Genomic DNA, 23,524 nt, shown 5'->3' on the forward strand with positions numbered 1-23,524 from the left:
GCCATGGGAAAAGTAACAGGATTTCAAGAATACGATAGAGTTGCGCCCACAAGAGAAGAGGCTGCAACACGTGTAAAACACTACGGGGAATTTTTAAACGAATTGCCCTCACAAGAATTAAATAACCAAGCTGCCCGTTGTATGGATTGCGGCGTTCCTTTCTGTCAGTCAGGTTGCCCTTTGGGTAACGTTATTCCGGAATTTAACGATGCCGTATACCAGGGCAAGTGGGAATTGGCTGCAAATATTTTGTTAAGCACTAACAATTTCCCTGAATTTACAGGCAGGATTTGCCCTGCGCCATGCGAATCTGCATGTGTGTTAGGCATCAACCGTCCGCCGGTTTCTATTGAGGAAATTGAAAAACACATTATTGAAATTGCTTTCGAAAAAGGTTTTATCAAAGCAAAAGCACCATTAATCAGAACAGGTAAAAAAGTGGCTGTTATTGGTTCAGGTCCTGCAGGTTTAGCCGCTGCTGCTCAATTAAATAAAGTTGGACATGAAGTTACTGTTTTCGAGCGCGACGATGCTCCAGGTGGTTTATTGAGGTATGGCATTCCTGATTTTAAACTGCAAAAAAATGTAGTAGATCGCCGTATCGATTTAATGAAAGAAGAAGGTATTCTCTTTAAATGTAATGCTAACGTTGGTGAAAATGTCGAAATCGGCACTTTACTGAGAGATTTCAACGCGGTTGTATTGGCTGGTGGTTCTACTATTCCACGCGATTTACCTATCCCTGGCCGAGCTGCTAAAGGTGTGCACTTTGCAATGGATTTTTTAAAACAGCAAAATAAACGTGTGGCGAACAGAACTTTCGAGGTCGAAGACATTTTGGCTACAGGTAAAAATGTAATCGTAATCGGTGGTGGTGACACCGGATCTGACTGTATCGGTACTTCAAACCGTCATGGTGCGAAATCCGTTACACAGTTCGAGATTATGCCGATGCCACCACAGGCACGTAACGAGCACATGCCCTGGCCGAATTACCCAATGTTGCTAAAAAATACTTCATCTCACGAGGAAGGTGCACAAAGGGCATGGTCGGTAAATACCAAAAACTTTATTGCTGATGAAGAGGGCAACCTTAAAGCATTAAAAGTGGTGGATGTTGAATGGGAAATCGATGCGAACGGCCGTCCGGTTACATTTAAAGAAGTGGCTGGTACCGAAAGGGATCTTCCTTGCGAACTGGTGCTGTTAGCAATGGGTTTCTTACATCCACAGAAAGAAGGCTTAATTGAAAAGCTGGGAGTGGAGCTGGATAACCGCGGCAACGTAAAGGCATCTGAGCACACTTATCAAACCAATATCGCAAAGATTTTTGCTGCTGGTGATGTTCGCCGCGGACAATCATTGGTAGTTTGGGCCATTTCAGAAGGTAGAGAAGCTGCCCGCAAGGTAGACGAATATTTAATGGGAACAACCAAACTGGCATCTAAAGATGCTGTTGCATACGCTTAGTAAAGTTTAAATTCTATATTTTTAAGGTCGTGGTGCAAACCACGACCTTTTTTTGTTAGTATCTGATTATTTCAAGCATTAAGGTGCTGTGCAATTACTACCGATCAAAGGGGTATATGTGGTATTCAATTGTGTGGTATGAAATTTAAAATAACATCCATTGTTGTAATATACACCTTCCATGTAGCCATCATTATAATTGTTGGCATGCTCTAAATCTATTGCCAGGATTTTATTTTGATACAATAAAGTGATCTGATTATTAAGAATGGTATGACCTATATAAGTACGATCTGCCCCAAACTTGGTGAGTATAGCGTCTACTTCGGCTTGGGTTAGCGCCTGTTGAGCCATCCCTCTGTACCAATAGAGACCAACTGAACTACTTGTGGCTGTTTTACAATTCTGTGTGGTACAGGTTTTATTGATCACATTGCCTACATAAACATTCAGATCGGTTACGGTTTTGGGCAGTGCAGCCACATCAGGACTGATACCGGCATGCAAGAATAAAGTACTGCCTGATTTTTCCAGCATATTTTTGCTCCTTAGCCATTTACCCAACTCACTGTCAGCATCATACAGCGCCGAGTAGGCTTCGCCAATAGTTTGTGCATTGGTCATATATTTTGCATTCACATAGCGATAATCACCTATCAGATTCATAATATCGTGGTTTCCCAATATAAAATGCACTTTACCACCAGCATTGGCAGCTTCCTGTTCCAGTTTGTAAATCAGCCATAAACATTGTGTAACGTATGGTCCTCTGTCAAAAACATCACCCATAATATAGAGATGGCCTGTGCCATATTTCCAGGTGTAGTTATTATCTATAATGTTTGCTTTTTTGAGCATCAGGATAAACGCATCAATACTGCCTTCGATATCGGAAGTCGCAAAATATTTGCCTGGTAAAGTGGCAGATTCTGAGGGCTCGCGACTAATCAATTGTGGTTTCAGTTTTACGGCAAATGAACTGCCTCCGGGTAATTCGACATTAAGATTTACCTGATCGCGACTGGAATACGTTTGGGTCACATAACCGTTATCTCGGGTAATCGATTTTACTACATACTGGTTGTTCCTGAAAAACACATAGGGTCCATCAGGATCTGAGGCTACAGCATTTTTGATAGTCAAATCAAAAGAGACATCACTACTGCTCGTATTCTGGTTGTGCACTTCTACTGCAATTACATTATCTCCGGTAATAAAGCGTGATTTAGCTATTTTGTAATTAAAAAAGCTATTTTCCTGAGCGGTGGGTATAAAGGTACTGGTTCCGGTGGTGTATGTAATGGTTCCGCTTTGAGGTAACAAGGCTGTCCGCAATACTTCAGTGCCATTTATATATACCACGGCTCCATCGTCATGGATCATCGATAAGATGATAGAATCGGGCAGGGCATTAACATCCGCTATATTCACATGCTTCCTAAAGTAATAAGTCACAAATCCCGATTGTAACACTGTTGCTTCATCTCCGTCGCCAAAGCCAAACTGGCCTGAACCCGTTTTCCAGTTTGCGTCGTTAAAGCCGGAAGAACGCCAGTTTATTCCTTGATCAGATCCATTATCAAGGTATTTCCAGCTGGATTTTTCATCTACGATAGATCCCGCGAGCGTTATTGCTTGTACAACAGATTCTTGTTTCAGTTCATTTTTTGAACCGGGGATTAAACCCATTTTTTGGCAGCCCATTGTCGCAACTAATGCAACAAAGCTACAGGCAAGTAGAAATTGTTTTTTCATTTTTTGTTTTTCTTAGGTTAGAAATAGGTGCTGGCCCTTTAGGCAGAAGGCATAAATTACTAATTTAGATATTAACAAGTGACTATCAACCGACAAAATTAATTCACTACTTAATTGGTCAATTTTGTATGATTATTGGTTAATTTTTTGCTAGCAAAGCTAGAAGGAACGGATATATATATCCACAACGCATTCCGGTTTAGGGGGAGAAAAAAAGGATAAGTTAGATTTATTAAGTTGTGAAAAAAATGTTACCAGTAAAGATGTTCGACTTCCCTTAGAATGGCAATCTAAGATAGATTCTGTGTCTGGTAGCAAAAATATAGACCTAAAACAATTTCAATTGCTCATCTTTCGGCGGCTTCTCTTTCCCAAAAACAGTTCTGCCACCATATTTCCAACTTTCGTTACGTTCTTTCTGGATGACCTTTTCGAAATCCATGTTAGGAACAAAGTTTTGTTCCGCCTGACGGGCAATCTGATGTAAGGATTTTATCGCCTGCTGTTTATCGGAGTTTCCAATCTTCGCTTTTTCAATGGCCCTTTGCAAAACGCTTATTGTTTCGTCGTAAACATTTACCGGAACAGGGAAAGGGTGACCATCTTTGCCTCCATGGGCAAAAGAATAACGTGCAGGATCTGTAAATCGGGAAGGTGTACCATAAATCACCTCACTCACCAGTGCCATCGATTGTAAGGTTCTTGGCCCCATACCTTCGAGTAACAATAATTCTTCGAAATCGCTTGGTTTCTTTTCCTGTGCCAGCCATAGAATACTGCCCAGACGTTTCAAATCTACATCTTTCGATTTTACCTCATGATGGTTGGGCATCACCAGCTTTTGTATTTCAGTAAGCATCCGCGTTGGCGATTCGGCGGTAATGTTCATCATGCTTTGTCTGGTCTTATCTGCATCATTCGAAGTCAGGTTTAATATTTGACCTTGATTGATTCCACAAATACCTATATGTGGTTCTTCAACAAAGGATTTCAGGTTTTCCGAATGCCAATGATATCTTCTTGCAGTCGAACTGCTGTCGCTCATGCCTTGCTGAACCACGGTCCAATCACCATCGCTACTCAAAATGAAACTATGGAGATATAACTGGAAACCATCTTGAATGGCTGTATTGTCGACTTTTGCACTCAACTTGCTGGCACGGACCAGTTCGGTACCATTTAAACCTGTTTTATCGGCTATTTTTAAAAGTTCGTTAGGCGTTTCGCGGCTGTGTTTCCCTTTACCGCCACAGATATAAATGCCCAGTTCTTTGGATAAAGGATTGATCGATTTCTTTAAAGCGCCCATTACCGAAGTGGTAATTCCAGACGAATGCCAATCCATGCCCATTACTGCACCCAGGCTTTGAAACCAAAACGGATTACTTAAACGGCGGATTACTTCTGCTTTGCCGTATTCTAATAATATCGCTTCAGTTATCGCCAGACCTAGTGTAGCCATACGCTGGGCTAGCCAAGGTGGTACATGGCCATAATGTAAAGGTAAATCTGCGCTTCCTGATCTTTTCAATACTAACAAATTTAGTAAAATATTTTATAAATGAAGATTTTTGTTGGTTAAGAGTCTAGATCAAGTAAACAAATCATTATTGAATAAGATTAGTGATTCATAGGTTGAAGATTCCGTACTTTATTCAGAATGACAGTTTATGCTGAGAAATAAAACGATTGACTATATTTTTTGTTATTTTGAGAAACAATACCACAGACGAAGCCCATTTTTTTACATGCGAAAACTCTTACAACGTTTACTTGGTGCCTGGATCATCCGCATGTCGAATAAATTCGGTTCGAGGCCAGACCGTAAACGCATTCATGATGCCTTAAGTACCTTATATAAAACCATTAACAAGGAGCCAGGAAAACGGGGACCTATTTTCGAAATTTCCAACAGCGATAAGTTTATCATTTTATCCGATCAGCACAAAGGCGCGCGTGATTATGCCGACGATTTTTCTCTGGCAGAAAGGAACTATCTCAAAGCGCTCGAACATTACCATCAACACGATTTCCATTATATCAACTTAGGTGATAGCGAAGAACTTTGGGAGAACTTGATGGAATCGGTGATTAAACACAATAAAGCTACCTTCGAAGCAGAAAAAAACTTTATCACAAAAGACCGTTTCATCAAAATATTTGGTAATCATGATCTGTATTGGGACAATGATCCATTAGCTGGCTTTAACCTCAATAGAATTTACGGCAAGAAAATCCGAATTTATGAAGGTGCGATACTTAGAATGTCTATTGGCGAAAGACCATTTGATATTTTCCTCACCCACGGACATCAAGGCGATTTGCAAAGTGACGGAAACTGGTTTAGTAAATGGTTTGTGAGTACCATCTGGGCGCCTTTACAAGCTTATCTTCAGATTAATCCAAATACGCCCGCATACGATAATCAGTTGAAAACCGCACACAACACTATGATGTACAGCTGGATTGCGGAGCAACCCAATATGGCTTTGATTACCGGACATACGCACCAGCCTGTTTTTGCGTCTTTAACACACCTCGAAAGGATTTATGTGAAATTAGATAAAGCAAAAAAGGAAAAGAATACTGAAGACCTGACGTTTTTAAACGGGGAACTTCACAAAAGAATAAAGGAAGGAGATAAAGCACCGCGCCTTGGGAAGTATAAACCAGACTATTTCAATAGTGGCTGCTGTTGTTTTAGTGATGGCGATATTACCGGGATCGAGATTGAAAATGGCTTTATCCGATTGGTGAAATGGTCGTACCACAAAAATAACATCCCCGAAAGAATTCTGCTCGAAGAAATGAAACTAAGCGATTTGGCTGATCAAAACTTATTTAATGGGTAGCATAATATAAAACGTTGTGCCTTCATTTTTACCATTACTTTCAGCCCATAATTTCCCTTTGTGGATATCGATTAATGCATTAGCGGTTATCAACCCTAAACCATAAGTATTTTCAGCTGCCGTAGCTATAGCACTTAGGGGGGCAAATTTCAAGAAAATCCTGTCCAGATCTTCTTCAGTTAAACCTACACCATCATCCTGTATGGCAATAGTGATTTCGTTATCGGCCCTTTGATGCGTTATTTTAATTTCCTTCTCCTTTGGAGAAAATTTGATGGCATTATCAATCAGTTGACTAAAAACAACCTTTAGTTTATCCCCATCACCAAAGATTTCAACTGGATGGTCGATATCGATCAGTACTGATTGATTTTTATCCTTAAGCTTAAAACCTAAATCAAGTATTGCTGCTCTAATCAATTCATTTAAATCAACTATAGTTTTTTTAGGTTTAAAGGAGTGGCTCTCTTTTCTGGCGTTGCTCAAAATATCATTTAAGTGATCAATCATTCTTTTCGATTGCCCGTTAATCTTGCCAGCAATTAACGATACTTTTTCATCAACTCCAGGAATACGGCCTAAAAGTTCCGATTGTAACGAAATGGTCGTCATGGGATTTTTAAGATCATGAACCAATACATGTAAACGGTCGTCATAAGCCCTAAAAGTTCTTCTTATGGCTATTCTCGCTTCCAGTTTCTCCGTGACCATATCAGCCAATAATTTTAACATATTCAATTGTTGTTCGGTAGCTGATTTAGCTTGATCGTCTGCCGCGTAAATCAAACCTAATATATAACCTTCGGGCGATTGGATTGCGGCTGATGCAAAAAATGGAGCGGCTTTATCCTTTTGTAATAGATCAACTGTTGATCCAATCCTGGCTTTTAAAAAAAAATACTCTTCCGCCTGAAAACAAATGCCCGCACGGGGCGCATCAAATATTTCTGCAGCCAACTTTGCAATCAGATCAAAAGCGCTTTCTTTTGGCGTATCCAAAATTTCATAGTAGGCCAGCTTCGCTACGCGCAGGGAATCTTCGGTATCAATAATATGCTTTGCTTTTTCGATCTGCATTTAAGGATTGATTAATTTTAGGATGAAAAATTAAAGGTAAAGATTATGATCAATACTCTAAATAATATAAACAATTAAGTCGTAAATTCCGTTAATATATAATTGCATAAAATAGAAGATAAAGCGTTAAATTACCAGCAAAACAGCTTAAACAATGAGATTATACATAGAACGTAAACCTGTTAAGGTTAACCCGGATACGAAAAGAGTGATTGCCCGTTTTTTTTTTAACGGAGAGGAAAGAGCATTAGAGGTAATTAGGAAGGTTTTAGAATTTTCTGACGAAAAAGTGTTTTCGCTGATCTCACCCATATTGCAGGAATATTCTAAAAGACACCGAAACATTACCAAAATTTTAACCCGCCATTGTAAAAAGCTTAAAAAACAATTTATAACGCTTGGTACCGAACTTGAGGATGTAGATGAATATACCAGGTTATTAATTGGTGCTTATTTTACTCACGAGTATTCTATCGAATCAGCCGCTTTTTTTAATCCAAGCATTGTCGATGATCCTGATCAGACCGATCTTGTAGAAGGAGAGAAACGCGTCATCATTAGCTTCAGGGCTGTGGGCGAAGGCCATATTTCTTCTATTGTGTTCCGCCGTGCTTTGATCGATAAAAACAACAACATCCAGGTTTTACCTGTAGGGAATTATGTTGATGAAGCGGAGGTGGTTAAAAATGCCATTTATGTGAAAAAACTGTTTCTGAAAAAAGCAGCTTATGCGCAGATTGATCCTTCGGTACTGGAAGAAATAGAGTCGAAACTGGATGATAAATTTGAATATACCAGTTTAAGTAATATCATTAAAGATTCCAAGAGCCTGCATAAAGAAAATCCGGCGCGTTTAATCGAATACGATAAAGTGTTATGGTTATCAGACACCTATCATACCATTAGCTTTTCTAAAGATACTGATATTTCTGACCGCGTCATTTTTCCTATCTCGGAGTTCGAACGTAAAGGGATTGAAGATGCCCGTTTTGTTAAATTTATAAAAGATGATGGTAAAGTATTATATTATGCTACTTATACCGCATTTGATGGCTCACTGATTATTCCAAAATTGGTGCAAACCGATGATTTTTATGAGTTTAAGGTAATTCCATTGTATGGTGATGGCGCACAGAACAAAAACCTGGCTTTATTCCCTCGGAAAATTAAAGGCAAATACGTGATGATGAGCAGGATAGATGGCTGGAACAATTACCTCATGTTTTCTGATAAAGTAAATGTTTGGGAAAATCCGATCCTCTTAAAGCAACCACGGTACGATTGGGAATTGGTGCAGATTGGAAATTGCGGATCGCCGATTGAAACCGATAAGGGCTGGATTGTGATTACCCACGGGGTGGGGCCGATGCGCAAGTACTGTATAGGAGTGAGCTTGCTTGATCTTGAAGACCCTAGTAAAGAAATTGGTCACTTAAAGGAACCGTTGATTATACCCAACAATGATGAACGTGAGGGGTATGTGCCAAACGTGGTATATTCATGCGGGTCGATCATCAGCAATGGCGAATTAATTATTCCTTATGGCTTATCTGATTATAGTTCTTCTTTTGCCACGGTAAATCTGGAATTGCTGTTGAATAAACTATTGGATAATAATTAGAAACAGATCTTAAAATTTGGTAGTCCCTGAAACAAGTTCATGATGACGTATGGTTTCTTAAATCCGTATACTAGACTTGCTTCAGCAGCTATGCCAGAGGGCTAAAGAAGCCTGAATGTTTAATTAGCCATGAAGTAATTTATCTGATAGATAATCGCGAATTAAAACCATAAAAAAGGCTGATTCATTTCTGAACCAGCCTTTAATATTTACGAGACATTTTATAGTTAAGTACATTTATCTGCTTCCACTAAGGGGGAAGATAAGGTTTCATATTCTGCTTCGGCAGCTTTAAGAATGGCGAGGTGCGAAATAAAGTAAGCCAATGTACTCTCGGCGCCCTGATTTCGGTTTACACTATTATATTGTAGCCCATCGGCACAACCATGAGTTTCAAAATCGTACAAAGGAATATGCAAACTGTTTTTACCCAAAAACCATTCGTAGCTAATGTGCATTAAATTCAGGTATTGATCATCTTTGGTAATCTCGAATACTTTGGCATACAACAAAACCATGGCCATAGTTTCAAGTGCCTGTTGATCATAAATGGGGTTTTTACCATGTTTTTTCATCCATCCTGCATTGCCAACAGGATTTAAATAGCCATTCTCGAAGGAGAAACTGTTTAGAAATGTTATGCTTTCCATTGCAATTTTATACGACTTGCTATTTCCGGTAACTTCGTAATGATGCAACAAAGCCAGTGGCAATATGGCATTATCGTAAGTGAGAATATCTTCGAACCAGTGCCAATCGCCATCTTTATTTTCTTTGTAAGAATTTATCAATGAATCAGCAAGTGCATTAATTTCTTTAATGATCAATTCATCTCCCGGATGCGCACATAAATAATAAGATAATCCAATAATGGTATTAGCTTTCCCGCGCAAATATTTTAAAGCTTTAAAATGAGGGACTGAATGCGAAAACAGTTCTCTTCCAAACTCACGGTAAGAATTATTTGGGGCGCTGCAAACCAGGTAACCCAACGACCAGATGGTCCGGCCAAAAGAATCTTCCGAGCCAACCTCATCCAGATAATTGCGGTTAAAGCTTAAGAAATTTCTAAAGTTTCCGTCATCCGTTTGCATATATTGAATAAAACTCAAATAAATAGGCATGAACTTTAATGCTACCGGGTTTTTGTCCTGCTCAGTTGCCATTAAGGCCATAATTAAAGCCCTGGCATTGTCGTCAATACAATAGCCTTCTTTTAGGTTGGGAACCCCAAAACGTGCATGCTGAATGATCCCTGTATCATCGGTCAATAATGAAATGTGGTTTAAATTTAGTGCAGGCATGCCTTCCACATCAATAATTGGTGGGGTAACCCTTTCTGGTTTTTTCCCATCCGCCACAGCTTCATCCAATGCTTTAAGATAAACGCCACCAATAGCAGGCCAGCGTAGCTTTAAACCATACTCGTAAGCATTTTGCCTAAGTTTTTGATATTTATCTTTATCACCTAAAAGATCATTTACAATTGTTGCCAATTGAGCGTCGTTTTTGAAATCGAAAAGTTTCCCTCTGTTATCGGCCAACAACTCTTGTGCATGCCAATATGGGGTAGAAACTACAGCAGCCCCGGCACCTATTGCATAGGATAGTGTTCCACTTGTGATTTGTGCCTCATTTAAATACGGTGTGATGTAGAGGTAACAAGCCGTTAAATATTGATGAAGCTGTTCTTCTGATACAAATTTATTGACGAAAGCAAGGTTATTTTCTACACCCAGATCTTTAGCTAAGGCTTTCAAACTGTCGCGATATTCTTCCCCATTGTGTTTTACCACACCAGGATGGGTATTTCCTAAAATCACATACAACACATCAGGATGCTGCGCTACGATTTTGGGTAACGCATTAATTACGGTTTCTAAACCTTTGTTACGGCTGATCAGCCCAAAGGTAAAAAGTACTTTACGTCCTTTAAATAATTCGCTTTGTGCAATTTCATTATTTGGAATAGGTTCCAGATCCGGCACACCATGTTCAATTAGTTTGATAGACGATTTAGGAACCTGATAGATACTCGTTAAAAATAATACTGCTTTTTTGCTCATTACCACGATTTTAGAAGATTTAACGGCAATCTCTTTAATAATGGTTTGCTGCATAAAATTTGGCTCTTTTAAAACCGTGTGCAGAATCGTAATAAATGGCTTCTTTAATCTATTAATTAACGACAGTAAAAATACGCCGCTGTTTCCGCCATAAATACCAAACTCATGCTCGATAATACAGCTGTCGATATCGCTGTTATTGATAAAATCTGCGGCTTCAATATAATCCTGCTGGTTTTGTTGGCGGATAATAAACTTTACTTCCTTCGGATAATCATGTTCGCTAACATCGTCCGACTCATTCATGGCAACAACAAAACTTTTTTGCGGATCGTAAGCAGGATTTAAACTTAAAGCATTTACCAAATTCTGATTAAATGTAGCTAAACCGCATTCGCGAGGAGGATAGGTTGAAATATAGGCGATTTTCATATGTATTTCAAATAGGGTTGATACTTAAATAACATTATATTATCTAAATAGTTTGTGATTTCCTCAATTAACGCTCAATAAACCCAAAACAATCTGTTTTAAGTGCTTGTTAATAAGTAAATATTAAGCTATGAGATCAATATGGAAAGGCTCGATTGGTTTTGGATTGGTAAACATTCCGATTAAGTTGTTCTCGGGTGTCCAGAACAGTAATCTCGATCTGGATATGCTCGATGAACGCGATCATGCCAAGATTAAATTTTTACGGGTCAATGAAAATACCCACAAAGAAGTGCCTTACGAGAAAATAGTGAAAGGTTACTTTTTAAAGGATAAATACATCGTATTGGATAAGCATGATTTTGAAGAGGCCGCTCCCGAGAAAACCAAGATTATCGAACTGGAAAACTTCGTAGACATCAAAGATATCAATCCGGTTTACTACGAAACATCTTATTATACCGAACCTGAAAAGCAAGGTAAAAAAGCTTATGGTTTATTGTTAAAAGCGCTGGAAAAATCGGGCAAAGCAGGTGTAGCCAGATTTGTATTGAGAAATACTGAAAATCTTTGTGTTATCCATCCCATGCAACACGTCATCGTTGTTACCAAAATCAGGTTCGAACAGGAAATCAGGAGTTTATCTGAAATTAACAAGGTAGACGACATTACCATCAGTAAAAAAGAAATGGATGTGGGTTTAGCCTTGATCAAACAATACAGTTCTAAATTTGATTTGAGTGCTTTTAAAGATGATTATAGTTTAGAACTCTTGAAAATTATCAAAGCAAAAGCAAAAGGAAAACGTGCCACCGTTAAAAAGATGAAACCACAAAAAGCCACAAGTGATGATTTATATGATCAATTGATGCAGAGTTTGGGATCAAAAAAAGGAGCTTAATTAGTTGGGAATTTTCAGTTGGGGTTGGGAGTAAGAGATAAAACGCTTTACGCCAAACGTGAGAAAAGAACCGCATTGGAGTCAAAACTACTCCAATGCGGTTCTTTTTATTTAAATGCAGCTTTCAATTGATCTGCAACATAGGCCTGTGCTGCTTTTGCTTCCGGGATTACAAGGGCCATTCCAAAGAATTCGTGTGTAACACCCTCATAATTTTTACTGTCAACTTTTACACCAGCGGCTTTTAGCTTATCGGCCAGCATTATACCATCATCATGTAAAGGGTCAATCTCAGCCGTAATAATGGTTGTTGGTGGTAATCCTTTTAAATTCGCATTAACCAGGGATATTTTTGGATCTTGGGCTTCAATCATGGTGTTCAAATACTTTTCTGTAAACCAGCCCATCATGGCTTTATTTAGCGGTTTTGCATTTTCATACATTTTATAAGATGCTGTGTTCATATCCGCCTGTGCAATTGGATACACTAAAACTTCATGTACAGGGCTCATAATATGTTTATCCCTTGCCATAATCGAAACATTTGCGGCTAAATTTCCACCGGCACTTTCGCCAACAACTGCAATTTTAGCTGGATCGGCTTTTAAGCTTACCGCATTTTTTATTGCCCATTCGTAAGCAGCAAAAGCATCATTATGTGCAGCTGGGAATTTATTTTCGGGCGCCAAACGATAGGCTACGGAAACTACAATGGCCCCAACCTGCTCCGATAAGGCTTGTGCTGATGCATTGTAGACATCTAAATTGGCAATAACGAAACCACCTCCATGGTAATAAACAATTAATGGATAGGGTCCGCTACCTTCCTTTGGTGTGTAAATCCGTAAATGGATTTTTCCGCTGCTAACATCGATATCCCTTCCCATAGTATCTACTTTTGGTGTAGGAAGGTTAATATTATTCTGTTTTGCCAGGTCCATTACGGCATCAGTTGGCGTGTGGTTTTTCCGCGCATCAGTAGCGCTTAAGGTTTCGATCGGTTGATCCCCATAACTGCCAAGTTTCTCAATTACCGCTTGCATTTCAGGCTTAATGGTTTTACCCCACTCAGGCGCCGGACCAGCTGGTTTTAATCCTGCAGCAGCAGTAGAGTCGGTTATTGTCGAATCGGTTGTCGTTGTCGTTTTTGTTCCACCCGTACAAGAAGCAAGTGAAACAGCTACACCACAAACAAGCGCAGATAATTTTAATAAGTTGGTTTTCATAGGGTTATTTCTTTTTGTTATTAATTTAATCTATAACACGATCAGTTAAGGAAGTGTTTTTATGCCCTTACAACTTTTCAGAATTTAACCAAATAACAAACATCTTTATGAATTTAGGTGTTCACTATATAAAAACTAGATATGCTAACAGAAATAACAGGACTGCCAGACCATATTTTTGGCGTAAGGGCTACCGGAGAAGTAACCGCTGATGATATTAAAAACGTATTGCTCACAGGTTTAAAAAGAACGGCTAAAAGGTTTAAAGAAATCAGATACCTGCTTGTTTTAGAAACTGATGTAAAGAATTTTACCGCCGGGGCTTGGGTACAGGATGCCAAGGCCGGTCTGCAAAACTTTACCAAATGGAAAAAGATTGCAGTAGTTAGCGCAGAGAAAGGGGTAGAATGGTTTACTGATATTTTTACGATAGCCACACCAGGGAAATCAAAAGGTTTCAAACCAGAAGAGATAGCAGAAGCTACAGCCTGGCTAAACACAGAAGATTAACCATAAAACAATAAATGATGAAAAATTCTAAAACACCGGAAGAAAGTAGCAAGGCTACTGCACCTAAAAACACAAAAGCTAAAGGAGCCGATGATAAAGTAACATCTGCCAAAGATGCCAAAAAAGTAAATGTAACCAAAGATGCTCCCGCAAAACGTAAAAAAGCCTAAACGTTAACAAGAACCCGTTTTTATGAAAGCCGATGCTAATAATACCGACCATTTTTATAATAAAGCCTATGATTGGATCATCGATAAAGGGCCATCTGTAATTTTAGGTATTTCCATACTTATTTTAGGACTATGGTTAATTAAATTATTGGGCAAATGGATGCAGGGCAGTATGCACCGTAAAGATGTAAACCCATCGCTAAGACCATTCCTCACCAGTTTAATGCTCATTACATTGAGAATTTTACTGGTACTTACTGTTATGCAGATTATCGGTATCCAACTTACTTTTTTAACCGTATTAATTGGTGGCATAGGCGTAGCGGCTGGTTTAGCCCTGTCAGGAACACTTCAAAACTTTGCCAGCGGTGTACTTATATTATTGCTCAGGCCATTCGTTGTAGGCGACAATATTATTGCCCAGAGCCAGGAAGGTACGGTAACATCGATCCAGATATTTTATACGATCGTAAAAACATTCGACAACAGAACTGTTGTGATCCCGAACGGAAAATTATCGAACGAGGTGATCATTAACATCAGCAGAGAAGGAAGCAGGAGACTGGATATTGAAATGAAATTTAGCTATGGCATCGATTACGAACAGATCGTGACTATTTTTAACAAAACAGTTGATGAGTTTAAAGACTGCCTTAAAACGCCAGAAAGAAGAGTAGGGGTATCTGCTTTAGAAGATAGTGGTTTTAAAGTTTCTTTAAATATTTGGGTAAAGGCACATGGCTTTACAGATACTAAGCTCTCTTTTTTGGAAGTATTGATGAAAAACTTAAAACTGGGAGGAATAAAATTACCAGGAATGTCCGAATAAAATAATTACTTTCTTAACAGTGCATAGATTTTATCCATCAACTCGTCGATATTGAACGGCTTTGCCATAAAATCGTCTGCTTCCACACCATCCAATGTATAATTATTGGCATTATAACGCGCTGAGATCATTAAAACGGGAATATGCCGGGTACTTTGAATATCTTTAAGTTCTTTCAAAAGCGTCCTGCCATCTACATCAGGAAGCATAATATCCATAATAATCACATCAGGTTTAAATTCCTGAACGTGGTTAATAAAATCTGCTCCTTTGTTTAGTCCGGCAACATGGAAAGCTTCGCTTTCTAAAATAAGGGTAATAACATCTAGGATTGCATGGTTATCTTCGATAACCAAAATGTTTTTCTTTGCCAATTTTGGGATGATCGTTTAAATTTTAAACAAATATATAATAAAAAATAAATCCAAAAACCGAATTTATCAAATTAGAGCCATTCTAAAAAAAGGCTTAATATTTGTTAATCCGTTAATATGATACTTTTGCAATATCAAAATAAATTATGACTAAATTTTCTGTAGACTTAACCAATTGCGATAAAGAACCCATCCATATTCCTGGTAAGATTCAATCACACGGTTTTCTTATTGCTGTTGATAAAAACAATCTTTCAATTACTTATCTGAGTGAAAATACAGGAGATTTTTTTAATGAACCGGCAAAAAATTTATTGAACAAACAGCTCTCTGTTTTAAATAACTTTATAAAACAGCAGGATCCTGAATTTAATGTGGAAGACCTGCTGAAACTGGGTATTATCCGAAAGAGCTTTGATGCCATTAGTCCTCATCCGATCGAAATCAATGGCAACCGATATTACCTGATTATTTCCTCCGCTAAAAATGATTGGCTGTTGGAATTTGAACCAGTAACATTGCAGTACGATATCCAAGGTTCGATAGGTCGCTCGGCCTCCTCTATGCTCCAGGGCAAAAGCATTTCCGCCTTACTGAGCGCCGCTGCCCTTGAAGTCAAAAAACTGATCAATTACGATAGGATCATGATCTATAAATTTTTAGATGACGGACATGGGGAGGTTGTAGCTGAAGAAAAGGAAGATCATTTAGAACCATTTTTTGGTCTGCATTACCCGGCCTCTGATATTCCCAAACAGGCACGGGAGCTCTATAAGCTGAACCTTACAAGGTTAATTGCCGACGTCAATACCGATGATTCGCCAATTATTACTTTTAAAGAAAATGAACCACTCGATTTAACTAACGGTGGTTTACGCGCTGTTTCGCCCATCCATATCCAATATTTAAAAAATATGGGGGTTCAATCCAGCTTTAGTATTTCCCTCATTTCTCATGGCGAATTATGGGGACTGATTGCCTGCCATAACTATAGTCCCAAATTTATAGATTATAAGGCCAGAGAAGGCTCGAAATTGATCGGACAAATTCTTTCCTCAGCATTAGAGTATCGCCAGGACGAAGAAGATGCGGAAGTGATCCAACAGTTCAAAGACGCGGCCAATGTACTTTCAGAACATTTAAGCCGCGATAAATACTTAATTGAAGCCATAACTGGTCACAAAACAACTATTTTGGACGTCGCCAAGGCTTCAGGCGTTGCAATCATTTTTGAAAATGAACTTAAAACCATAGGCAATGTTCCTGCTGATGATGAAATACGGGAACTTTCCGATTGGTTAAAAAATACAAATGATGAATCGATCTTCTATACACATCGTTTACCAGAGATTCATTTACCGGCAAAAAAATATAAATCAATTGCATCAGGTATTCTTTCCTGTATCCTAAATAAAGAACTTGGCGAGATGATCATCTGGTTTAAGCCCGAAATCATCACGAATGTAAATTGGGCAGGAAACCCGGAAAAGCCAGCAACACCATCAGAAAATGGATTATTAAGTCTGTCTCCAAGGAAATCTTTCGAGATCTGGTCTCAGGTGGTGAACAATACTTCCGAAAAATGGCTGGCCGAGGAGGTAGCTTCCGTTTTGCGTATCCGCGAGATTATCATTACTGATATTAATAAAAAAGCGAATGAGATCCGACAGCTAAACGAAAAGCTACAGGCTGCTTACGACGAACTGGATACTTTTAGTTATACCATTTCGCATGATCTGAGAACGCCTTTAACTTCTATAAAAACCTATGCCGAATTGCTGTTAAAAAATAAAAGCATCGACGAAAACGGGATAAAGATGTTAGGTCGTATTTTAACTGGTGCAGATAAGATGAACTTCCTGATTAAAGAGATTCTAAATCTTGCAAGAGTGGGCCGTTCTGATATTCATTTTGAAACAGTTGATATGCCATCGCTATTAGAAGAAATCAAGAACGAAGTTTGGACGGCTTTTAAAGCAGACAATTCCGAACTGATTTTAGGCCAATTACCTAATTTAAAAGGCGATAAAACCATGATCGCACAGCTGTTTACAAATCTGATCGGTAATGCCGTAAAGTACTCCGCAATGGTAGATAAACCCCAAATTGAGGTTTCTGCATATATTGATGGAGGAGAGATTATTTATTCAGTTAAAGATAACGGTATAGGAATTGATAACAGGTATTACGACAGGGTCTTTGAACTTTTTAAACGCATGGATAATGTTAAGGATATTGAGGGAACAGGAGTAGGACTGGCTATTGTAAAAAGAGTCGTAGAAAAACACAACGGAAGAGTTTGGTTCGAAAGTAAACTAAATGCAGGTTCTACCTTTTATGTAGCTTTTAAAAACAGATAAAATGAAAACGCCAGATATATTTTATGTTGAAGATGATATGGATTATGCATTTTTTATGCAAAGTGCCATACAGGAAGTTAAAGATACGCTTAACTTAACCATTGTTGAAGATGGGGCAGAAGCATTGCAGAAACTGCAGAGTTTCGCCGATAGTAAAACAAAACCTAAACTGATCCTTTTAGACTTAAATCTTCCAGGTTTATCAGGATTGGATCTGTTAAAGTTTATCAGGGATATTCCTTATCTAAAAACCATACCTGTAATTCTGTTTTCTACCTCCGATAATCCGGATGACGTAAAAGCTTCGATAGAATTTGGCGCAAATGCTTATTTAACCAAACCCGATGGCTATGAAAATCTGGTAAAATGTGTACATTCGGTGCACGATTTTTGGTTTAACCAACATCTAAGGTTAAATTAGATTTTATAAAACAATATTGAAAGATTCGGGTATTATTATCCGAATCTTTTCTTTTTAAACCATTTTAAAATAAAACCTTCTGACATGATTGCCAACTTATTGAGAACAGAAACCGCCGAAAACCATAAAGCTTTAGAATCATTGATGTTTGTGAATGAGATTATGAACAATTCTTTAAGTATTGATCAATATAAAAAACTGTTGACCATCAATTACATCATACACCATAAATTAGAAAATACCCTGGCCAATATGCTCGACGCAGACATTGCCGCCGAATTGGAAATGAACAGCAGGTTAAAACTTTCTGCATTGGAACAGGATTTAAATTACTGGCACATTGACAGTTTAACCTTACCAGGCTTAAACTTCGAACTCTTTGTGCCTCAGAAAAATACAGGCGAAGTCTTAGGGGCTTTATATGTACTGGAAGGGGCTACATTGGGCGGAAACGTAATCAAGAGGCACATTCTGGCCAATAAAAATTTTAAAGATCACGAAGCTGGTTTAAATTACTACGGTGTTTATGGTGAAGAGCTCAGTACAAAATGGAAAAAATTTGTTTCTGTATTGAACGAGCGCGTTGTAGAGGCGGATTACGAACGCTGTGTAAATAGTGCAAATCTAACTTTCAGCAACCTGATTAACTTATCGAAACAACTCAGCTAAGCGGCGGGAATTTAATCCTGAAATTCAAAAAAATACGTCTATAATACTGCCAGGGCATTTTTTTGATTGTGTAAATGTGCAAAACTTCTTTCAAATAAATATTTGCTTTCTGTTGTTAATTCAAGGTAAATATGTATTATTGAAAAAATAAATTTTTTAAACCTTAAAAACATCAATTAGCGATGGAAAAATTCTCAAAAGTTAAAGCTGCTGTTGCTGCGATTGAAGCAGATGTAGAAAAATTTTATAATGCTGGCAATGCAGCTGCTGGTACTCGTGTGCGTAAAGCAATGCAAGATCTTAAAGTTTTAGCACAAGAAATCCGTGCAGAAGTAACTGACAAGAAAAACTCTGGAAAATAATATTTCGCGAGTAAGAAACAAAAAGGGTTCTGGTATGCCAGGGCCCTTTTTGCGTATAGGAGACTTACGAAGTCTACTTGCAACATGCTTATAGACTTCGTAGTCTTGCCGCCCCTCTGAAAAGATAAAGCTCCCCATCGCGGAGAGCTTATATCCAACTAACAAAACATATTTTTTCTCGATATCCGAAGCCTAATTTGCGGTATGCCTGTCAGACTTTGGAAGACGCTAAAGGATTATCCTTTTTTGACTAATTTATATTCGATTACTGGTTTACCACGTTCACCACCATCGCCAGATATATAACTGTTAAACTTTAGTTTATAAACGTTACCTGTACCATCTTTAACCACGTAAAAAACATCGGCTTTAACGCCACCACCAACACCAGTTTGGCTAGGAGAAGTTCTCCAGGAAGAACCAATTACATCTCTTAATGGAGAAAAAGTTAAGTTTGCAACATCAGCTTCTGTAAACAAAGCATAAGCTTTAGTTGCTGTAGAAACTTTTGCAGCAGTTACATTGCCAAGGTTGTTGATGGCAACATAATCTTGAAACCAATAGGGAGAACCTAATCCAGAATTATAAGTACTATAACTCCATGAAATATCCCATGCAACTTTAACTGGCTCAGCCTGTACCACTTTATTATTCTCCAACGATACAAAAACAAGGTTATAATCTGTACTTTTCGCAACGTCCAAAGTTTTAATAACTGTTTCACCTAATCTTGCATACTGAATTTTGTAACCAGTACCATTTCTTGTAACTTTTATTTTAAACCATTTATCTTTATCCTTGCTCCCTTCAAAACTTAACAAATAAACTTTGTTTTCTGCTTCTGTGGCACTAATCTCAGCAAAAGCAGTTTTAGTTATATCACCATCCCAATAATCTACTAAAGAAACTGTTAGTGGGTTCGTGATATCATGATTTAACTCAACAGTAGTGCCCGGATCGGCTAGTGTAACAGCGGTAATATCCGTTTTAGATGTTGCTGTTGCCGTAGTCTGATAAGAAGGATTAAGCACCACTCTAAATTTGCTATCGGACGTTAATCCAATATTGAAACTTTTTCTATCTACAGAGGTTTGTTTATCCGCGCTAAAATCAACATATACGATATTTGTATAATTTGATTCTGATGTTTTTCCATTTAGAGTTAGCGTACTTCCATCTGATGGCGGAACCACTACAATAGGTTCATCAGAATCTTTTTTACAGGCTGTAAATGTTACCGCTAAAAATGCGATAGCGATCATTGAGTTAAATTTGTTCATGTTTATCGTGATTATATTATTTTAAATTATTTATATCCAAATTATAGCTCAGTCCCAATACATAAGAGCGGCCATAGCTATACGGAACAGTAGCCCCTCCCGTACTGTGTGCGCTACCAGTCGCAGTTGAGCTGTTGGTTAATTGTGTAACATTAAGCAGGTTTTTAACCCCAGCATTGATGGTTAAAGATTTAAACAGATTTTTGTTCAGCATTAAATCAGCGGTATGGAAATCGCCTATTTTAACAAGTTTTACTGTGCTGGTATTGTTTTCCGTAGTAAGCTGATAGCTTGGCAATGCACCTGTATATTTGTAGAAAAAACTGATACTTCCGCGTATTTTAGGAAACGTGTATGTAATGTTCGAATTGAGTTCCGTAGCCCAGGCAAATTCGGGTGTTTCGAGATTATTGTTCTCGCTTAAATCGTTGAATCTTCCAATATAAGATACGCCAAGGCTAGCCTGAAGATTCTTTTTATAAATTAAAACGTTATCTATCGTCCCGCCTGTAGTTTTATATTTTGATACATTAATCAGTGTAGTTACCGAATTATCAGTAGGGGATAAGCCAAAATAAATCCTGTTCTTAACCAGATTATAGAAACCGGTTAATGTAGAACGGAATTCTATATCGCTATCATGGATGCCTGCCCATACCAGTGATCCGTTAAGGCTGTTCGATTCTTCTGCCTTTAAATTGGGATTACCTAAAATATTATGACTGGCATCTACGAAATCATAGTACAATTCTCGTAATGCTGGAGAACGGAAGCCTTTGGCATAAGCCAATCGTAAATCAAGGTCTTTGGTCAGGATCAACTTGGCATTTAAAGACGGAATTACCGGAGGTGCATCATAAATAGAATTTTTAATAAACCTCAAACCCGGTCTGATATTGATCACCTCCCCAAGTTTAATTTCAGCCGTAACAAATGCCGCATAATCATTAATTATCGGTGATCCTTTAATTCTTTGTCCACTCGCTGCATCTCTGCTGTATTCGATCCCGGGCTGAAATGAAACTGATTTATTTAAAGTATAAATTGCGGTCGCCCTAAAATTGGTCGCGTTAAATTTAGCCACATCCTGTTCTCCGGCACCGCCTGATAATTCCTCGGTATTATTGGTAAAATCATGGATTACTGTGCTGGTTGCACGATCGAGCTTGGTAAAACCCGCAACAGCAGAAAGTTGTAATGTATTGCTGATTTTATATTCAGATTGAACCTGTTGCGTATAACGATGTGTTGTATAGGTTTGGAGTAGTCCCTTATAATTGTTCGGGTTGAGTCCATTGCGTACATCAATATCTTCTTTCAGCCCATCTAAACGGTACCAGATACTAAAATTACTGTGGCGGTAACCAATTTTTGTATTGCCTAAAAACTGTTCCTTTGGTTTCCAGCGGTTGCCAACAGCCGCAACTTCTTCTATGGTGGCCGTTTTACCAGCCAAATTCCAGCCGCCAAAATCGTTATGCGTAAAGCCAGCCAAAATACTCCAGTTATTGTTTTTCCAGTTGAGGCCAATGTTCTGCATGTGGTTTCCCTTTCCTGATAAAGCTTCATATTCATTACCAGCAGTTTCTTCCTGAAGCCTGGCAGATAGGTTTAATAACGGCTTTCCTGGATTTTTGGTAATAATATTGATCACTCCTGCTAAGGCGTCGGCACCATATACCACCGACATCGGTCCTTCTACAATTTCAATTCTTTCAATCGTATTGATATCGATCTGATTTAAACTTTCACGGGTATCAGAACGATCTACCATCGGTACGCCATCTAAAAGTATTTTAACGTTCCTGCCTGTCATCCCCATTAACTGAACATCGGTGGTACCCAATGTTAAATCATTACTAAAACGAAAACCCAGTTCGGTATTTAAAATCTGCTGTATATTGCTTGCTGCCCTAAGCTTTATCCGCTCGGCCGTGATGGTTCTAATATTGTAAACAGAATTCCTCAATGTTTGCGGACCATATTGCCCCGTAACCACCACATCTTTCAAATCATTTGCCTTTGTAGTATCAACTTTAATCTCTTGAGCCACAGTAACAAATCCACAAAGCGATAAGGCAATTGATAAATATATTTTCATTTATTTAGACTAATTATAAATAATTGTGCAAATTTGTGCATAATCACAAAAAGCAGATAACGTTAAACGGATAATTAATACCGCTAAACGGATTAAATCATTTATGGAATTTAAACTCTCAACCCAGCCAGACGGAAATATTATTTACATAAACACCTATGCGGATGATTTTAATAGCATTGGGGATATTGATGAGCTGGGGACTGAATTGCGTATAGAAAATGCCGTTTTGCATTTTAAAGAAAAGTGGTTTAATGGAATCCACATCTGTATAGTGGAGATTGATCCGAGCAAGGCCGTAGATTTTTTATTTGAATCTTCCTGCCAGCATATAGGCTTTCTATTTTGTTTAAGTGGTACAATCAATTATTACTGTAACCACCAACACGATAATCTCTTATCACTTTCCAGGTATGAGCAAAACATTAATACAGGTAAGATCACTGCGATTAGATTTAGCGTAACGGAGAAAACCAAATACGTTTATATACAGCTAACGGAAACGTATTTTCATACAACTACTGGTCGCGAGTTTGGTGACAAACCTTTCACACGTCAACAGGAACCGATTTCAGCAGAAATTAGTTTAATACTACAGCATTTGCTTAGCCATAAACATCAGGGAAGGGTAAAGCGCTTATTTTTGGAGGCCAGGATATTTGAGCTGATCATCATTTACATTAACCAGAAGCAAGAAAAACAAACGGTTAGTCTAAAGCGAGAAGATATTGTCAAGATTATGTTGGCCAAGCAACTGGTAGAACAAGATTTACAAAAGCCCAATTCATTAATGGAACTATCGCGTAAAGCCGGGATTAATGACTATAAACTTAAAAAAGGATTTAAAGAACTTACCGGACATACCGTATTTGGTTATCTGTACAAAATCAGGATGGAAAAAGCCCATTATTTTCTATCTAAAGAAAAAAGGGCCGTAAACGAAGTTGCCTTTTTGGTAGGCTACAAAAATGCACAACACTTTATTGCAGCCTTTAAAAAACAGTATCATATTTTACCTGGCAGTTTGAACAAAAACTAAAACTTAGCG

The 23,524-nt window shown here is 38.3% G+C and carries 20 protein-coding genes; 12 read left to right on the forward strand and 8 right to left on the reverse strand.

Features of this window, described 5'->3' with window-relative positions; translation table 11 throughout:
* Positions 1-3 precede the first annotated feature (3 nt).
* Positions 4-1,470 carry a glutamate synthase subunit beta gene (locus tag AC04Q1_RS01395; RefSeq protein WP_478361109.1) on the forward strand — a complete coding sequence of 489 codons (1,467 nt, stop codon included), beginning with the start codon at positions 4-6 and terminating at the stop codon, positions 1,468-1,470.
* A gap of 78 nt (positions 1,471-1,548) precedes the next feature.
* On the opposite strand, the gene AC04Q1_RS01400 is transcribed toward AC04Q1_RS01395, so the two are convergent.
* A complete protein-coding gene (locus AC04Q1_RS01400; protein ID WP_478361111.1) occupies positions 1,549-3,225 on the reverse strand; it encodes a metallophosphoesterase in 1,677 nt (558 codons plus the stop codon).
* 328 nt (positions 3,226-3,553) lie between these two features.
* Positions 3,554-4,756 carry a DUF763 domain-containing protein gene (locus AC04Q1_RS01405; RefSeq protein ID WP_478361113.1) on the reverse strand — a complete coding sequence of 401 codons (1,203 nt, stop codon included), beginning with the start codon at positions 4,754-4,756 and terminating at the stop codon, positions 3,554-3,556.
* Between the two features lie 217 nt (positions 4,757-4,973).
* Here AC04Q1_RS01405 and AC04Q1_RS01410 point away from each other — a divergent pair, with 217 nt between their 5' ends.
* Positions 4,974-6,077 (forward strand): metallophosphoesterase, encoded by a 1,104-nt coding sequence (locus AC04Q1_RS01410; RefSeq protein ID WP_478361114.1) that lies wholly within the window; start codon positions 4,974-4,976, stop codon positions 6,075-6,077.
* Here AC04Q1_RS01410 and AC04Q1_RS01415 read toward each other — a convergent pair.
* Positions 6,063-7,154 carry a sensor histidine kinase gene (locus AC04Q1_RS01415; protein WP_478361115.1) on the reverse strand — a complete coding sequence of 364 codons (1,092 nt, stop codon included), beginning with the start codon at positions 7,152-7,154 and terminating at the stop codon, positions 6,063-6,065. The genes AC04Q1_RS01410 and AC04Q1_RS01415 overlap by 15 nt on opposite strands.
* A gap of 154 nt (positions 7,155-7,308) precedes the next feature.
* On the opposite strand from AC04Q1_RS01415, the gene AC04Q1_RS01420 reads away from it, so the two are divergent.
* Complete coding sequence (locus AC04Q1_RS01420; RefSeq protein WP_478361117.1) at positions 7,309-8,775, forward strand: glycoside hydrolase family 130 protein; 1,467 nt, start codon at positions 7,309-7,311, stop codon at positions 8,773-8,775.
* 227 nt (positions 8,776-9,002) lie between these two features.
* Here the strand turns inward: AC04Q1_RS01420 and AC04Q1_RS01425 are convergent, their stop codons facing one another.
* Positions 9,003-11,273 (reverse strand): glycosyltransferase family 4 protein, encoded by a 2,271-nt coding sequence (locus AC04Q1_RS01425; RefSeq protein WP_478361118.1) that lies wholly within the window; start codon positions 11,271-11,273, stop codon positions 9,003-9,005.
* A gap of 130 nt (positions 11,274-11,403) precedes the next feature.
* Between AC04Q1_RS01425 and ku the strand changes: the two genes are divergently transcribed.
* Complete coding sequence (gene ku / locus AC04Q1_RS01430; protein WP_478361120.1) at positions 11,404-12,174, forward strand: non-homologous end joining protein Ku; 771 nt, start codon at positions 11,404-11,406, stop codon at positions 12,172-12,174.
* Positions 12,175-12,281: 107 nt separating this feature from the next.
* On the opposite strand, the gene AC04Q1_RS01435 is transcribed toward ku, so the two are convergent.
* Positions 12,282-13,400 (reverse strand): alpha/beta hydrolase, encoded by a 1,119-nt coding sequence (locus AC04Q1_RS01435; RefSeq protein ID WP_478361122.1) that lies wholly within the window; start codon positions 13,398-13,400, stop codon positions 12,282-12,284.
* Positions 13,401-13,541: 141 nt separating this feature from the next.
* Here AC04Q1_RS01435 and AC04Q1_RS01440 point away from each other — a divergent pair, with 141 nt between their 5' ends.
* From AC04Q1_RS01440 to AC04Q1_RS01450, 3 genes are read left to right on the forward strand one after another with little or no spacing between them, the layout of a single operon-like run.
* Positions 13,542-13,910 (forward strand): SpoIIAA family protein, encoded by a 369-nt coding sequence (locus AC04Q1_RS01440; RefSeq protein WP_478361123.1) that lies wholly within the window; start codon positions 13,542-13,544, stop codon positions 13,908-13,910.
* A gap of 14 nt (positions 13,911-13,924) precedes the next feature.
* Positions 13,925-14,080 carry a hypothetical protein gene (locus AC04Q1_RS01445; RefSeq protein WP_478361125.1) on the forward strand — a complete coding sequence of 52 codons (156 nt, stop codon included), beginning with the start codon at positions 13,925-13,927 and terminating at the stop codon, positions 14,078-14,080.
* 22 nt (positions 14,081-14,102) lie between these two features.
* Positions 14,103-14,909, forward strand: coding sequence for a mechanosensitive ion channel family protein (locus AC04Q1_RS01450; RefSeq protein ID WP_478361127.1), 807 nt, complete (start codon positions 14,103-14,105; stop codon positions 14,907-14,909).
* Positions 14,910-14,914: 5 nt separating this feature from the next.
* On the opposite strand, the gene AC04Q1_RS01455 is transcribed toward AC04Q1_RS01450, so the two are convergent.
* Positions 14,915-15,283: a response regulator transcription factor gene (locus tag AC04Q1_RS01455; RefSeq protein WP_478361129.1), complete on the reverse strand. Its 369-nt coding sequence runs from the start codon at positions 15,281-15,283 to the stop codon at positions 14,915-14,917.
* A gap of 146 nt (positions 15,284-15,429) precedes the next feature.
* On the opposite strand from AC04Q1_RS01455, the gene AC04Q1_RS01460 reads away from it, so the two are divergent.
* The 4 genes from AC04Q1_RS01460 to AC04Q1_RS01475 all read left to right on the forward strand — a co-directional run bounded on the left by AC04Q1_RS01460 (position 15,430) and on the right by AC04Q1_RS01475 (position 19,095).
* On the forward strand, positions 15,430-17,643 hold the full coding sequence (locus AC04Q1_RS01460) for an ATP-binding protein (RefSeq protein WP_478361130.1): 2,214 nt from the start codon (positions 15,430-15,432) through the stop codon (positions 17,641-17,643).
* Position 17,644: 1 nt separating this feature from the next.
* Positions 17,645-18,064 (forward strand): response regulator, encoded by a 420-nt coding sequence (locus AC04Q1_RS01465; protein WP_478361132.1) that lies wholly within the window; start codon positions 17,645-17,647, stop codon positions 18,062-18,064.
* Positions 18,065-18,148: 84 nt separating this feature from the next.
* Positions 18,149-18,733 carry a biliverdin-producing heme oxygenase gene (locus tag AC04Q1_RS01470; protein ID WP_478361134.1) on the forward strand — a complete coding sequence of 195 codons (585 nt, stop codon included), beginning with the start codon at positions 18,149-18,151 and terminating at the stop codon, positions 18,731-18,733.
* A gap of 182 nt (positions 18,734-18,915) precedes the next feature.
* Positions 18,916-19,095, forward strand: coding sequence for a hypothetical protein (locus tag AC04Q1_RS01475; RefSeq protein WP_010602585.1), 180 nt, complete (start codon positions 18,916-18,918; stop codon positions 19,093-19,095).
* 236 nt (positions 19,096-19,331) lie between these two features.
* Here the strand turns inward: AC04Q1_RS01475 and AC04Q1_RS01480 are convergent, their stop codons facing one another.
* Together AC04Q1_RS01480 and AC04Q1_RS01485 are read right to left on the reverse strand one after the other, a co-directional pair.
* Positions 19,332-20,375, reverse strand: a complete 1,044-nt coding sequence (locus AC04Q1_RS01480; protein ID WP_478361135.1) for an HmuY family protein — start codon at positions 20,373-20,375, stop codon at positions 19,332-19,334.
* Between the two features lie 16 nt (positions 20,376-20,391).
* Positions 20,392-22,476 carry a TonB-dependent receptor plug domain-containing protein gene (locus AC04Q1_RS01485; protein ID WP_478361137.1) on the reverse strand — a complete coding sequence of 695 codons (2,085 nt, stop codon included), beginning with the start codon at positions 22,474-22,476 and terminating at the stop codon, positions 20,392-20,394.
* A gap of 103 nt (positions 22,477-22,579) precedes the next feature.
* Here AC04Q1_RS01485 and AC04Q1_RS01490 point away from each other — a divergent pair, with 103 nt between their 5' ends.
* On the forward strand, positions 22,580-23,515 hold the full coding sequence (locus AC04Q1_RS01490; RefSeq protein ID WP_478361139.1) for a helix-turn-helix transcriptional regulator: 936 nt from the start codon (positions 22,580-22,582) through the stop codon (positions 23,513-23,515).
* The last annotated feature ends 9 nt before the right edge of the window (positions 23,516-23,524 follow it).

It is taken from the genome of Pedobacter humicola (assembly GCF_056490705.1).

Bases quoted from the DNA above. Each gene is read 5' to 3' on its own strand.
- ku (WP_478361120.1), top strand. From the start codon at position 11,404: ATGAGATCAATATGGAAAGGCTCGATTGGTTTTGGATTGGTAAACATT.
- AC04Q1_RS01470 (WP_478361134.1), top strand. From the start codon at position 18,149: ATGATTGCCAACTTATTGAGAACAGAAACCGCCGAAAACCATAAAGCT.
- AC04Q1_RS01420 (WP_478361117.1), top strand. From the start codon at position 7,309: ATGAGATTATACATAGAACGTAAACCTGTTAAGGTTAACCCGGATACG.
- AC04Q1_RS01480 (WP_478361135.1), bottom strand. From the start codon at position 20,375: ATGAACAAATTTAACTCAATGATCGCTATCGCATTTTTAGCGGTAACA.
- AC04Q1_RS01395 (WP_478361109.1), top strand. From the start codon at position 4: ATGGGAAAAGTAACAGGATTTCAAGAATACGATAGAGTTGCGCCCACA.
- AC04Q1_RS01425 (WP_478361118.1), bottom strand. From the start codon at position 11,273: ATGAAAATCGCCTATATTTCAACCTATCCTCCTCGCGAATGCGGTTTA.
- AC04Q1_RS01450 (WP_478361127.1), top strand. From the start codon at position 14,103: ATGAAAGCCGATGCTAATAATACCGACCATTTTTATAATAAAGCCTAT.
- AC04Q1_RS01465 (WP_478361132.1), top strand. From the start codon at position 17,645: ATGAAAACGCCAGATATATTTTATGTTGAAGATGATATGGATTATGCA.
- AC04Q1_RS01410 (WP_478361114.1), top strand. From the start codon at position 4,974: ATGCGAAAACTCTTACAACGTTTACTTGGTGCCTGGATCATCCGCATG.
- AC04Q1_RS01435 (WP_478361122.1), bottom strand. From the start codon at position 13,400: ATGAAAACCAACTTATTAAAATTATCTGCGCTTGTTTGTGGTGTAGCT.
- AC04Q1_RS01490 (WP_478361139.1), top strand. From the start codon at position 22,580: ATGGAATTTAAACTCTCAACCCAGCCAGACGGAAATATTATTTACATA.
- AC04Q1_RS01415 (WP_478361115.1), bottom strand. From the start codon at position 7,154: ATGCAGATCGAAAAAGCAAAGCATATTATTGATACCGAAGATTCCCTG.
- AC04Q1_RS01475 (WP_010602585.1), top strand. From the start codon at position 18,916: ATGGAAAAATTCTCAAAAGTTAAAGCTGCTGTTGCTGCGATTGAAGCA.
- AC04Q1_RS01485 (WP_478361137.1), bottom strand. From the start codon at position 22,476: ATGAAAATATATTTATCAATTGCCTTATCGCTTTGTGGATTTGTTACT.
- AC04Q1_RS01460 (WP_478361130.1), top strand. From the start codon at position 15,430: ATGACTAAATTTTCTGTAGACTTAACCAATTGCGATAAAGAACCCATC.
- AC04Q1_RS01440 (WP_478361123.1), top strand. From the start codon at position 13,542: ATGCTAACAGAAATAACAGGACTGCCAGACCATATTTTTGGCGTAAGG.
- AC04Q1_RS01400 (WP_478361111.1), bottom strand. From the start codon at position 3,225: ATGAAAAAACAATTTCTACTTGCCTGTAGCTTTGTTGCATTAGTTGCG.
- AC04Q1_RS01445 (WP_478361125.1), top strand. From the start codon at position 13,925: ATGATGAAAAATTCTAAAACACCGGAAGAAAGTAGCAAGGCTACTGCA.